The sequence below is a fragment of the Kitasatospora sp. NBC_01266 genome, from assembly GCF_036242395.1.
Taxonomy (GTDB): Bacteria; Actinomycetota; Actinomycetes; order Streptomycetales; family Streptomycetaceae; genus Kitasatospora.
Window position 1 is genome coordinate 2,353,582 of the sequence record NZ_CP108458.1, and the last position, 13,302, is coordinate 2,366,883.

The window sequence follows — 13,302 nt, forward strand, 5'->3', positions numbered from 1 at the left end:
CTGACGGCTATACCGCCCACAGGGCGTTAGCCGGTCGGCAGGTAAGTACTGGAGTGAGCATCATACGAGAACTTACTAGCCGACCGGCAAGCAGCCCCCCGTGGGCCGTAGTCCTCGATCTCGGTGCTCCCGAGGCCGACCAGCGGCCCCGCTGAGGCCGCAGCGGCCCCCGTGAGGCCGTTCCGGCGGCCTGGGAGAAGCCGGCCGGTGGCCCTGGAGACATCCTGACGTGGCAGCTCCTGTCAATACCTCGTCCCCGGGGTGGAGATCCCTCCCCCTCAGGGTGGAGTTCGCTCCGTACCCAGGTCGGAGAAGCACCTGGGGAAAACCCCACCCCCGACTCGGGGGAAAGACCCAGGACGGACTCCCCCGCTGGCCGGATTACCGGCCAAGGCCGCTCTCCCTAGGGTCAGTTGTGAGCCCGGAAGCACCCGGGCAGCGCATCGCGGCCCGCACCGCCGCGTCTCAGGGGGAGACTCCCGTGTCCACGATCCACCGCCCGGCCCAGCACGAGCGGGCGAAGCCAGGGTTCGCCGCCACCATGGGCGCCTGGAGCGCCCGGCACCGCAAGACCGCCGTCTTCGGCTGGCTGCTCTTCGTCGTCCTCGCCGCGTTCCTCGGCGGCGCCACCGGAAGCCACACGATCACCGACAGCGAGTCGATGCCGGGCCAGGTGGCCCAGGCGGCCAAGATCCTCGACCAGGCCGGGATCAAGACTCCGCAGGGCGAGACGGTGCTGGTGCAGAGCGCGGGCCGCACCGCCGACGACCCGGCGTTCCGGGCGAAGGTCGACCAGGTGATCGCGGCCGTCAACGGCACCGGCAAGACCACCGACCCGCGCTCGCCCTACGACACCGGGGCGATCTCGGCCGACCGGCACTCGGCACTGGTCCAGTTCACCGTGGTCGGCGACGAGGACCAGGCGGCCGACAACGTCACCGCCCCGCTGAACGCGGTGGCCGGCGTGCAGCGGGGCGACCAGTCGTTCACCGTCGCGGAGTTCGGGCAGGCCAGCGCCACCAAGTGGTCCAACGACGAGTTCCAGCACGACTTCTCCGCCGCCGAGTGGACCGCCGTCCCGCTGGCGCTGGGCATCCTGCTGATCGCCTTCGGCGCGCTGGTCGCCGCCGTGCTGCCGGTCGGCCTGGCGCTGACCGCCTTCGTCGCGGCCGGCGGGCTGGTCGCGCTGAGCAGTTCCTTCCTGCACACCAGTGACGACGCCAGCTCGGTGATGCTGCTGGTGGGCCTGGCCGTCGGGGTCGACTACTGCCTCTTCTACCTGCGCCGCGAGCGCGAGGAGCGGGCCGCCGGGCACAGTGCCGAGGAGGCGCTGAAGATCGCCGCCGCCACCTCGGGCCGGGCGGTGCTGGTCTCCGGGATCACCGTGGTGGTCGCCATGGCCGGCATGTTCTTCACCGGGATCGCCGACTTCCAGGCGATGTCCTACGCGACCATCGTGGTCGTGATCACGGCGGTGCTCGGCTCGCTGACCGTGCTGCCGGCCCTGCTCTCGATGCTCGGCGACCGGGTGGAGAAGGGCCGGGTACCGCTGCTGCACCGGCTCAAGGCGAAGGACGTGCGCAGCGGCAGCCGGATCTGGAACGCCGTGCTCACCCCGGTGCTGCGCTTCCCGCTGGCCGCCACCGTGCTGGCCACCGGCCTGCTGCTCGCCCTGGCCGCCCCGCTGCTCACCATGCACACCGCCAACCTGACCTTCCAGCAGTCACTGCCCAAGGGCAACGCGCTGGTCGCCACCTCGGAGCGGATCGAGGCCGCCTTCCCCGGCAGCCCCGCCCCGGCCGAGGTGGTGGTCAAGGCCGCCGACATCTCCTCACCCGCGATGCAAGGGGCGATCTCGGACCTGCGGAGCCAGGCGCTGGCCAGCGGGCGGATGCACGGTCCGATCGAGGTCACCACGTACCGCACGCAGAACATCGCCACCATCGCCGTGCCGCTCAACGGCAGCGGCAACGACGCGGCCAGCACCGCCGCGCTGGACACGCTGCGCGAGCGGATCGTGCCGAACACGGTGCTCAAGGTCCCCGGCACCCAGGCGCCGGTGACCGGTGACACGGCCGACTCGCACGACTTCAACCAGCAGATGACCGACAGCATGCTCCCGGTCTTCGCCTTCGTGGTGGTCTTCGCCTTCGTGCTGATGCTCGCCTCGTTCCGCTCGCTGGGGATCGCGGTGACGGCGGTGCTGCTCAACCTGCTCTCGGTGGGCGCGGCCTACGGGGTGCTGACCCTGGTCTTCCAGCACGGCGTGGGCGCCTCGCTGCTCGGCGCCTCCGGGGTCGGCGCGGTGGAGTCCTGGGTGCCGCTCTTCCTCTTCGTGATCCTCTTCGGCCTGAGCATGGACTACCACGTCTTCGTGGTCTCCCGGATCAAGGAGGCGCACGACCGGGGCCTGAGCACCCGGGCCGCCGTCTCCTACGGGATCCGCTCCACCGCCGGGGTGGTCAGCAGCGCGGCGCTCATCATGGTGGCGGTCTTCTCGGTCTTCGGGACGCTGTCGGTGCAGTCGATGAAGCAGATGGGCGTGGGCCTGGCGGTGGCGGTGCTGGTGGACGCCACGGTCATCCGCGGGGTGCTGCTGCCCTCGGTGATGAGCCTGCTGGGCGAGCGCAACTGGTACCTGCCGAGCTGGCTGGCCTGGCTGCCGGACCTCTCGCACGGCGAGCCGGCCCAGCGGCCCGCGACCCCGCAGGACGGCCAGGACGAGCGGGCTGAGCAGGCGGCGTACACCGAGCAGGACCAGGGCCCGCGCCACCGCCGGGTGACCGTCTGACGGTGCGCCGGCCACGCCGAGCCTCCGCCCGACCCCGGTTCCGGGGTCGGGCGGTAGGTTTTCGGCCATGATCTTCTCCGAAGCCCTGGCCCGCGCCCTGCTCGGCCGGGCCTGCGCGGCGGTGGGGCTGCCCGACCCGGCCGGCGCCCGGCTGCTCGGCCTGGCCGAGAACGCGGTCTTCGACCTCGGCTCCCCCGCCCTGGTGGCCAAGGTCGGCCGGGAGGGCGGGCTGAGCGACCGCGCCGCCCGCGAGCTGGCCGTGGCGCGGTGGCTGGACGGGGCGGGGATCCCGGTGGTGCGGCCCGCCGCGGAGCACGGCGAGGTGGTGGTCGCCGCCGGGCATCCGGTCACCTTCTGGCAGCGGCTGCCCGAGGCCGTGCGCCCCGCCGCGCCCGCCGACCTCGGCCCGCTGCTGCGCGCCCTGCACCAGCTGCCCGCGCCGCCCGCCACCCTGCCGCGGCTGCCGCGCCGGGACCTGCTGGCACCGGTGGAGCGCTGGCTGGCCGCCGCCGAAGGGACCGTGGATCCGGCGGACGCCGGCTATCTGCTGGCCCGCCGCGCCGAACTGGCCGCCGCCGTCAGCGAACTGGCCCCGGTGCTGCCCCCCGGAGTGATCCACGGGGACGCGCTGCCGCGCAACGTGCACCTCGGGCCGGGCGGGCCGGTGCTGCTGGATCTGGAGACGGTCGCCGACGACCTGCGCGAGCACGACCTGGTGCCGCTGGCGCTCACCCGCGACCGGTACGGCCTGCCGGAGCAGGACTACCGGGCCTTCACCGCCGCGTACGGCTGGGACGTGCGGGACTGGACGGGCTGCGCGGTGCTGCGGGCGGCGCGGGAGACGGCGAGCGCGGCCTGGGTGGCGCAGCGGGTGCCGGGGAACCCGGCCGCCGGGGCGGAGTTCCGGCGACGGGTGGCCTCGCTGCGGGACGGGGACCAGCGGGTGCGCTGGCACGCGTTCTGAGCGGGGCCGCCCACGACCGCCGAGGGGCTTCCCAGCAAATGGTGAGAATCCTCTCAAAATAGGTTCATTATTTCGGAACTGCCTGGTCAGCGGCCATCGTCGTAGGGAGCAGTCGCAACCACCCGGGGCGGCTGTTGTCACGTCAGGAGTTGCCGCATGCGCGTCCCCGGCACCCGCCGCACCACGCTCCGCCGCGCCGCCGCCGGCTGCGCGGCCGTCCTCACTCTCGCCCTGGCCTGCGCGTGCGGGCCGAAGGGCGGGATCTCCCAGGACGCGGCGGCCGCCCATCCGAGCACGGGCGGCACGCCGAGCGCGAGCATCACGCTGAGCCCGAGCGCGGCGCCGAGTGCCGGCGGCAGCAGCAGTGCCAGTGCCAGTGCCAGCGGCAGTGCGGCCCCGACGACGAGCGCGAGCACCGCCGCGGCCTCGCCGAGCACGTCGACCGCGCCGAGCACGCCGAGCACGCCGGCCTCCTCGGCCGCTCGCACCTCCCCGAGCCTGTCGGCCGCCCCCTCGACCAGCGCCTCCCCCAGCACCCCCGTCGCCGGCTCGTCCGGTTCGCCCGCCGCACCCGCGACCACCGCCGGCACCCCGCGCCCCGCCGCGGACGCGCCCGGCTCCTCGATCGCCTACGGCACCGCGAGCGGCGGCCGCACGGTGGCGCTCACCTTCGACGACGGCCCGGGCCAGGCCACCGGCCAGGTCCTGGACCTGCTCGCCCAGTACCACGCCAAGGCCACCTTCTGCGAGATCGGCCCGCAGGCCAGTGCCAACCCGGCGCTGGTCAAGCGGATCCTGGCGGACGGCCACCGCCTGTGCGACCACACCGTGCACCACCCGCAGCCGATGCACACGCTCTCGCACGACAAGCAGGTCTACGAGATCGACGCGGCCAAGGACATGATCACCCAGGCCGGCGGTCCGGGCACCCAGGTCAGCTGGTTCCGCGCCCCCGGCGGCGACTTCAGCGCCGACAACCGCCAGATAGCCGTCCAGGACGGCCTGCGCCCGCTCGGCTGGACCGTCGACACCCGCGACTGGTCCAAGCCCGGCGTCCCGGCGATCATCGCCAACGTCCAGAAGGAGCTGCACCCCGGCGGCATCATCCTGATGCACGACGGCGGCGGCGACCGGAGCCAGACCGTGGCGGCGCTGAAGCTGCTGCTGCCGTGGCTGGTCCAGCAGGGCTACACCTTCGACTTCCCGGCGAGCTGACGGACCGTCAGCAGCCGCCCGGGGGCGGCCGGTCCGCTCAGCGCATCGGCCAGCGGGCGTCGACCACCGCGTCCGGGTCCTTGCCCTTGCGCAGCCAGGCCTGGAAGTCCTGCGCCCACTCCCGGTACCAGCGCACCTGCTGCTCGTGCAGCGCGGTCAGGCTCAACTCGCCCACCTGGGCCGGATAGCGCTCACCGAGCGCGACGGCGACCCGCACGGCGGCCAGTGCGTCGCTGGCCGCCTCGTGCGCGTCCAGCAGCTCCACCCCGTACACCTCGCAGACCCGCTGCAATCCGCGCGAGCCCTTGCGGTAGCGGTCCACCGCACGGTCGATCACCAGCGCGTCCAGCACCGGGGCGACCAGCCGGCCCGCCAGCCGCTCGGCCAGCGGCACCCGGCCGTGGCGACGCAACTCGGCGTCGAGCAGCGAGAGATCGAAGGGCGCGTTGAAGGCCACCACCGGGACGCCCTCGGCCAGCAGCGCGCAGAGCGCGGCGGCCACCTCCTCCACCGCGGCGGCGGCCGGGCGGCCCCTGGTGCGGGCCTGCTCGTCGCTGATCCCGTGGATCGCCCGGGCCTGCTCGGGTATCGGCACACCGGGGTCGAGCAGCCAGCGGCTGGTCCGCACCGGCAGGCCGCCGACCGTCTCCACCAGCGCGGCGGTGACGATCCGTGACTCGGCCGGGTCGGTCCCGGTGGTCTCCAGGTCGAATCCGACCAGCGGGCCCTGCCACCAGCGCGCCCGCTCCTGGCGGACCATCGGCCCGGCCGCGGCCACGGCGGCGGCCAGTGCCCCGTTGTTCAGCTCACCCATCAGCACTGCCTTCCGTCGGGGTGTCACCTTGACGCAGCCCATCATCGCCGCTGCCTGTGACAATGCGGCCGGGCGGCCCGGATCCGGCAGTCCCGCACCTGGAGCCGACACCGCCCCGCCCCAAGGGGAGGCGGGGCGGGGCGGCGCGGTGGCCGGGGGCAGAGGTGCCCGGCCGGGAGGGCGCGCGCCGGCCTTTCGGCCCGCGCGCGCCCTGGCCTCGGTGGTCGGCCTCAGGCGGCCGCGAACATCGCGCGCCCGAGCCAGTCGCTGGTGTCCCGCACGCCCGGCAGCACGAAGAAGTAGCCGCCGCCGGTCGGCGAGATGTAGTCCACCAGCGGCTCGCCGATCAGCCGGGTCTGGGTGGCCTCGAACTGCCGCACCACGTCCTGCTGGTAGCAGCAGAAGGCCAGGCCCATGTCCAGGTTGCCGACCTTGTCCACGCCCCGGTCGTAGTTGTAGCCGCGACGCAGGATCCGCGAGTCGTCGGTCTGCTGGGTGCGCGGGTTGGCGAGGCGGATGTGCGCGTCCAGCGGGATCGCGTTGCCCTGCGGGTCCTTGGCGTAGTCGGGGGTGTCGGTCTCGTTGGCACCGTCCAGCGGGGCGCCGGTGTCCTTGCGGCGGCCGAACATCTGCTCCTGCTCGGCCAGCGAGACCCGGTCCCAGAACTCCACCAGCATCCGGATGATCCGGATCACCTGGTAGCTGCCGCCGGTGGCCCAGGCCGGCTCGCCGGCGCCGGCCTGCACCCAGACCAGCTGGTCCATCTCGCGGCCGGACTTGACGTCGGGGTTGGCGATGCCGTCCTTGAAGCCGAGCAGGTTGCGCTGCGCGCCGCTGGGCCGCGGGGCGTTCTGGAAGCCGTCGATCCGCCACTTGACCTGCATCGCGCCGCGGGTGTGCTTGGCGATGTCGCGCAGCGCGTGCAGCACGGTGTCCTGGCTCTCGGCGCAGATCTGCAGCGAGAGGTCGCCGTGCAGCTCGGCGGCCTGCAGGTTGTCGTTGGGGAAGGTCTTCATCGGGTTGAGCCTGACCGGCTTGGCCTTGGCCAGCCCGTAGCGCCCGTCGAAGAGCGAGGAGCCGACGCCGACCGTCACGGTCAGGCTGTCGCTGGGCACGCTCGGCCCGAGGATCCCGTTGTCCGACGGCGGGGCGCCGACGCCCAGGTCCGGCGGGGTGCCGCCGGAGGTCAGGAACCGGATCCGGTCGGTGAGGGTGTGGAAGAGGTCCTCCAGCGCCTTCCGGTCGGTGGCGATGACGTCGAAGGAGACGAACATCGCGGCCTTCGGCTGCGGGGTCAGCACACCCGCCTGGTGGTCGCCGTGGAAGGGCACCTGCGCGTTCGCACCGGTCGCGTCGGCCGCCTCGGCCCGGCCGCCGCCGGCGGTGAACGCCAGCGCGCCGCCGGCCACCGCAGCGCCGACCGCGCCGACACCGAGCGCCGCGCCCAGGAAGCTGCGGCGGGCGGGGGCGGCGGGGCAGCCGGCCGCCGCCGCGGGGGCGATCGCCTCGTGCGGGAAGGGGCAGGAGCCGCTGGAGTTGGGCTGGCTGGTCATCAGGCGGTCTTCCGGATCTCAAGAAGGTCGGGAATCGGGGAGAGGTCTTCGAGCAGCTGCCCGGTGGCGCCGTTGAGCTGCGCGCGGGTGCCGGGGTCGAGCTGCTCGACCGGGGTCCAGCTGCCGTCCGCGTGGTGCGCGCCGTTCAACAGGTCGGCCACCCGCTGCAGGTCGCCGTTGACGGTGGCGAGCAGCTGCGGGCTGCGGGCCTGGATCAGCGGCTGGAGCACCGTCAGCAGTTCGCGGGTACCGGCCAGGTTGGCCTGCGCGGTGGCCAGGTTGCTGCCGCTGCCCTCGTCGGTGTCGCCGGTCAGCTCGAACTGGAGGGTGTTCTCCAGGATCTCGTGGGTGCGCAGCGGCAGGTCGGTGGGGTCGAAGTCCTGGGTGGGGAAGGCCTTGCCGAGCCCGTCCACGTCGCTGACCAGCTGGTCCGCCACCGGGGTCAGGTCGGCGGCGCTCTGACCGTGCCACAGGCCGTACTCCAGGCGGTGGAAGCCGCTGAAGTCCTTGTCGTTGACGCCGTCCGGCAGGCCGTCGGCCCGGCCGTTGATCTTCTGGTCGAAGTCCGCGAAGGTGCCGTAGGCGGCGCCCAGCGAGTTGTACTGCAGGTGGGCGGTGAGCCAGTCGGCCTTGGCGGCGTTCAGGTCGCCGTTGTGCACGTCGGCCTGCAGCTGCTGGGTCTGCGTCAGCAGGGTGGCCAGGCCCGCGCCGACGTAGGTCTTGTACTGGTCGAGCGGGCCCTTGAGGTCGTCCTCGGAGACCGGCAGCACGGCCGCCACCTGCTGCCCGCCGCTGACGTGGACGGTGGCCGAGGTGACCGGGTCGCCGCCGGTGGGCACGCAGCGCCAGGCCAGGTCGCCGCTGCCGACGGTGGCGGTCAGCGGGCGGGTGGTGCCGGGGGCCAGGCCCTCGACCTCGCCGTAGACGGCATTGGTGCTCGGGTTGACCAGGTAGACCTCGGAGGTCTTGCTGCCGGTGTTGTGCATCTGGAAGGTCTGCTGGCCGGGCTGCGGGGCGCTGAAGCCCTTGCCGCACTGGTCCTTGGACTCCGAGACGCTGACGGTGGCGGCGGCGGCCGGCTTGCCGTCGCTGACCGCGATCACCACGCCGGCCAGCACGGCCGGGACGGCGACCAGCGTGGTCGGCACCAGCCAGCGCGGGCGCTGACGGGGCGTCGGCTCGGCCTCGGTCCCAGCGGGCTCGGTCTCAGCGGACTCGGTCCCAGCGGACTCGGCGGACTCCGCGCTCTCGACGGACTCGGTGGTGGTGGCGGCGACCGCCTCGGGCTTGGGAGCGGTGGCCCGCACCCCGCGCACGAAGAGCGTCATCACGAGGGCCAGGTACAGCGCGTAGCCGATCACCTGGAGCCAGGTCATGGTGACCATGATGTTGAAGACGCCCTGCACCAGCGTCGCGTACCAGGAGCCGGCGTCCAGCGATCCGCTCAGGTCGAAGGCGTAGGCGTGCCCGCCGGGCAGCACCCCGCCCTCCTGCAGGTCGCGCAGCCCGTAGCTGAGCACCCCGGCGGCGATCACGATCAGCACCATGCCGGTGTAGGTGAAGAACTTCGTCAGGTTGATCTTCAGCACCCGGCGGTACAGGCCCCAGCAGAGCCCGGCGGCCAGCACCAGGCCGATCCCGGCGCCGATCGCGGGTCCGGTGGCCTCACCGGCCGAGCGGGCGGTGGTCCACAGGAAGAGCGAGGTCTCCAGGCCCTCCCGACCCACCGCCAGGAAGCTGGTCAGGACCAGCATCCCGCCGCCCATGCTGAGCGCGGCGGCCACCTTCTCGCGGATCTCCGAGGAGAGGTTGCGGGCCGACCTGCGCATCCAGAAGACCATCGCGGTGACGAAGGCCACGGCGATCAGGCTCAGCGTGCCGCCGAAAGCCTCCTGCGCGGTGCCGGAGAGGTTGGCGGCCGTGAAGGTGAGCACGGCGCCGAAGCTGAGCGCGAGCGCGATGGCGGCCAGCACGCCGGTCCAGACCTGGGGAAGACGGGCTTTCTGCCCTGACCGGACCAGCGTGGCGACCAGGATCGAGACGATGAGTCCCGCCTCCAGGCCCTCCCGGAGCCCGATCAGAAAGCTTGGAAAAGCGTCGTCCCACATGGGTGCTGAACTCCCCTAGGCATGCGTCATCACTAGCGCGACCGCGCTTAGCTTAGGCATACCTTAGCCAGTGGACGAACAACAGTCCATGCCGGGGGCGACCAGGACTCAGCTGACCGATCGTGAGTCGGTCCAGACTCCCTCGAACTCCTCGCGGTAGACCTCCAGGAGGCCGGGCTCACCGCCCTCGCCGGTGCTCGGCGCCGCCCGCAGCACCAGGGCCGGCGACTCCATCCCCCGGGCCCGCCGCAGGTAGGGCTGGACCACCCCGAGGTCGCCGCCGCGCCGCCGCGCGCCGGGCAGCCGGGCGCCCTCCACCAGGTAGGCGGTGAACCGGGGCGTCTCGTCGAAGACCCGGATCTCGAAGGCGCCCGGATCGCGCAGCCGGGCCCGCACCCGCCGCACGTGCATGATGTTCATCTCGATCGAGCGGGACAGCTCGCCGCGCCCGAGCCCCAGTTCGCGCTCGCGCCGGCGCACCGCGCTGCTGGCCGGATTGAGGAAGAGCAGCCGCATCCGGCAGCCCTCGGCGGCCAGCCGCGCCAGCCGCTTGCCGGTGAAGTTCTGGCAGAGCATGCCCAGCGCGATGCCCAGCGCGTCCAGCCGCCGGGCCCCCTCCAGCAGGTCCTCCACCGGCAGGTCGCGCTGCAGCAGGATCCGGTCGGCGTGCACGGCGGCGACATCCGCGTACCGGCCGGCGACCAGCTCCTCGATGATGTCGGCCGGCAGCCCCGCGCCGGCGGCCGGACGCCCGTCCAGCAGGCCGAGCACCCGGGCGGCGGCCCGCTCGGTCTGCGCCAGCACGGTCGGCGAGAGGCTGCGGTTGCGCGACACCACGTGCCGGGCGACCTCCAACTCGTCCAGCGCCAGCTCGATCTCCCGGCGGTCGTCCAGGTACGGCTCGAAGCACGGCCAGTGCTGCACCATCAGCTCGCGCAGCTGCGGCAGGGTGAGGAAGACCAGCGGGTCGTCGTCGGCCGGGTCGAGCAGGAAGCCCTTGCGCCGGCTCACCTCGCGCACGGCGGCGGCCCGGCGCACCCACTCCTCGCCGACCGGCCCGGCCGCGGCCGTCACCCAGTCCGCGCCGTGCGCGGGGGCGTAGACCGGGCGCAGCAGGTCGTCCAGCAGCGAGCGCAGCCGCTGCTCGACCAGGTTGAGCCAGACGTAGGCCCGACCGGTCAACCGCACCCGCTGGTAGGCGCGCTGCCACTGCTCGCCGCTCCAGCCGGGCGCGGGCGGCTCGGCGCCGGACTGGGCCGGGATCAGCCGGCCGCCGCCGGGCGAGCCGAGCACCGCGGTCGGCGCCTCCGCCCGAGCTGAGGTACCCGCCGTACCGCTCGACCCATCGGGCCATTCGTCGGCGGGGAAGACCATCTGATTACCTCGACTCTCGGCACCCGGCCCTGTGACGATCAAGACTACTGCCCGTCCGCCCCGGCGGGCAGGCCGTTGCCTTTCCGCAATCCGACTCGGTCAGCCGACCCCGCGCAGTACTACCGCGCCGGACACCCGTTCGGGCGAATGAACCCCGAAAGAGCGTCAGAATGCGGGCGGAGCGGCAACGATGGCAATCGCCAAGCGAAAATGACAGCGCGTAGATGCACTCTGTGCCGTGCGTCACGCTTGGCCGCGCGCGGACATGTGTCGCGCAACACCGGGCATACCGCAGCCAGCGGTGCGCCGACATCCCGAGGGAGCATCAGCTCCTCTTGACACCAGGGAAGTTGAGGCTTATGCAGGTCTGGCCGGGGCAACCGTACCCCCTGGGTGCCACCTACGACGGGGTGGGCACCAACTTCGCGGTGTTCTCCGAGAGCGCGGACCGGATCGAGTTGTGCCTGCTCGGTGCGGACGACTCCGAAACCGTCATCGAGCTACGGGAAACGGACGCGTTCGTCCGGCACGCCTACCTGCCCGGCATCCAGCCGGGCCAGCGCTACGGCTTCCGGGTGCACGGGCCGTACGAGCCGGCCCGCGGCCAACGGCACAACGGTGCCAAGCTGCTGCTCGACCCGTACGCCAAGGCGATGAGCGGCACCATCGACTGGGACGAGGCGGTGTACGGCTACCACTTCGGTGCGCCCGAGCGCCGCAACGACCTCGACTCGGGTCCGCACACCATGCACTCGGTGGTGATCAACCCGTACTTCGACTGGGGCAACGACCGCCCGCCGCGCACCGACTACCACCGGTCGGTGATCTACGAGGCCCACGTCAAGGGCCTGACCCGGCTGCACCCGGGGATCCCCGAGGAGATCCGCGGCACCTACGCCGCGCTCGCCCACCCGGCGCTGATCGAGCACCTGGCCAAGCTCGGCATCACCGCGATCGAGCTGATGCCGGTGCACCAGTTCGTCCGCGACCACCGGCTGCGCGACCTGGGCCTGGGCAACTACTGGGGCTACAACACCGTCGGCTTCTTCGCCCCGCACGGCTCCTACTCCTCGGTCGGCGATCGCGGCCAGCAGGTGCAGGAGTTCAAGTCGATGGTCAAGGCGCTGCACGCGGCCGGGATCGAGGTGATCCTGGACGTGGTCTACAACCACACCGCCGAGGGCAACCACCTGGGCCCCACCCTCTCGATGCGCGGCCTGGACAACGCCTCGTACTACCGGCTGGCCACCGACCGCCGGTACTACATGGACACCACCGGCACCGGCAACAGCCTGCTGATGCGCAGCCCGCACGTGCTGCAGCTGATCATGGACTCGCTGCGCTACTGGGTCACCGAGATGCACGTGGACGGCTTCCGCTTCGACCTGGCGGCCACCCTGGCCCGGCAGTTCCACGAGGTGGACCGGCTCTCCTCGTTCTTCGACCTGGTCCAGCAGGACCCGGTGGTCTCCCAGGCCAAGCTGATCGCCGAGCCCTGGGACGTCGGCGAGGGCGGCTACCAGGTGGGCAACTTCCCGCCGCTGTGGACGGAGTGGAACGGCAAGTACCGGGACACCGTGCGCGACCTGTGGCGCGGCGAGCCCGCCACGCTGGCCGAGTTCGGCTCCCGGCTGACCGGCTCCTCCGACCTCTACCAGCACGACGGCCGGCGCCCGATCGCCTCGATCAACTTCATCACCTGCCACGACGGCTTCACCCTGCGCGACCTGGTCTCCTACAACGAGAAGCGCAACGAGGCCAACGGCGAGCAGAACCGGGACGGCGAATCCTTCAACCGCTCCTGGAACTGCGGCGCGGAGGGTCCGACCAAGGACCCGGTGGTGCTGGAGCTGAGGGCGCGTCAGCAGCGCAACTTCATCGCCACCCTGCTGCTCTCCCAGGGCGTGCCGATGCTCTCGCACGGCGACGAGCTGGGCCGCACCCAGCTGGGCAACAACAACGCCTACTGCCAGGACAGCGAGTTGTCGTGGGTGAGCTGGCCCGGCGACACCGAACTGCTGGAGTTCACCCAGGGCATGGTCTGGCTGCGCCGCAACCACCCGGTCTTCCGGCGCCGCCGCTTCTTCCGGGGCCGCCCGGTGGCCGCCGCGCACGACGACCTGACCGACCTCGCCTGGTTCACCCCGAACGGGGAGGAGATGACCGCGCGGGACTGGGGCGCCAGCTACGCCAAGTCGCTGACCGTCTTCCTGAACGGCGCGGCGATCTCGGAGCCGGACCGGCGCGGCGGGCGGATCACCGACGACTCCTTCCTGCTGATGTTCAACGCGCACTACGAGTCGCTGCAGTTCACCGTGCCCCGGGAGCACGGAGCGGAGTGGCAGGTGGTGGTGGACACCACCCTCGCGACACTCCCGACCCCGGGGACCGGACTTCGGGTCAAGGAGGGCGAGGAACTCTGGCTCGCCGAGCACTCCTTGCTGGTGCTTCAGCGACCGGCGTGAGCCACAGTCCGGGCCGGC

General features: G+C 72.5%; 8 protein-coding genes. 4 read left to right on the forward strand and 4 right to left on the reverse strand.

Annotated elements, in window-relative coordinates:
* Positions 1 to 541: 541 nt before the first annotated feature.
* The 3 genes from OG403_RS09800 (at position 542) to OG403_RS09810 (ending at position 4,970) form a co-directional block, all read left to right on the forward strand.
* The gene (locus tag OG403_RS09800; RefSeq protein ID WP_329572216.1) at positions 542 to 2,791 is read left to right on the forward strand and encodes an MMPL family transporter; all 2,250 of its coding nucleotides are present in this window, start codon (positions 542 to 544) and stop codon (positions 2,789 to 2,791) included.
* 67 nt (positions 2,792 to 2,858) lie between these two features.
* The gene (locus OG403_RS09805; RefSeq protein WP_329563222.1) at positions 2,859 to 3,755 is read left to right on the forward strand and encodes a phosphotransferase enzyme family protein; all 897 of its coding nucleotides are present in this window, start codon (positions 2,859 to 2,861) and stop codon (positions 3,753 to 3,755) included.
* A gap of 156 nt (positions 3,756 to 3,911) precedes the next feature.
* Positions 3,912 to 4,970: a polysaccharide deacetylase family protein gene (locus OG403_RS09810; RefSeq protein WP_329563224.1), complete on the forward strand. Its 1,059-nt coding sequence runs from the start codon at positions 3,912 to 3,914 to the stop codon at positions 4,968 to 4,970.
* A 37-nt stretch (positions 4,971 to 5,007) separates the two neighbouring features.
* Here OG403_RS09810 and OG403_RS09815 read toward each other — a convergent pair whose 3' ends face one another.
* From OG403_RS09815 to OG403_RS09830, 4 genes are all read right to left on the reverse strand, one after another.
* On the reverse strand, positions 5,008 to 5,730 hold the full coding sequence (locus tag OG403_RS09815; protein ID WP_329572218.1) for an exonuclease domain-containing protein: 723 nt from the start codon (positions 5,728 to 5,730) through the stop codon (positions 5,008 to 5,010).
* Between the two features lie 284 nt (positions 5,731 to 6,014).
* Positions 6,015 to 7,337, reverse strand: coding sequence for an iron uptake transporter deferrochelatase/peroxidase subunit (efeB, locus tag OG403_RS09820; protein WP_329563226.1), 1,323 nt, complete (start codon positions 7,335 to 7,337; stop codon positions 6,015 to 6,017).
* The gene (efeU, locus tag OG403_RS09825) at positions 7,337 to 9,445 is read right to left on the reverse strand and encodes an iron uptake transporter permease EfeU (RefSeq protein ID WP_329563228.1); all 2,109 of its coding nucleotides are present in this window, start codon (positions 9,443 to 9,445) and stop codon (positions 7,337 to 7,339) included. The genes efeB and efeU overlap by 1 nt, the downstream gene beginning before the upstream one ends.
* 108 nt (positions 9,446 to 9,553) lie before the next feature.
* Positions 9,554 to 10,819, reverse strand: a complete 1,266-nt coding sequence (locus tag OG403_RS09830; RefSeq protein ID WP_329563230.1) for an SAV2148 family HEPN domain-containing protein — start codon at positions 10,817 to 10,819, stop codon at positions 9,554 to 9,556.
* A gap of 359 nt (positions 10,820 to 11,178) precedes the next feature.
* Between OG403_RS09830 and glgX the strand changes: the two genes are divergently transcribed.
* Positions 11,179 to 13,284: a glycogen debranching protein GlgX gene (glgX, locus tag OG403_RS09835; protein WP_329563232.1), complete on the forward strand. Its 2,106-nt coding sequence runs from the start codon at positions 11,179 to 11,181 to the stop codon at positions 13,282 to 13,284.
* The last annotated feature ends 18 nt before the right edge of the window (positions 13,285 to 13,302 follow it).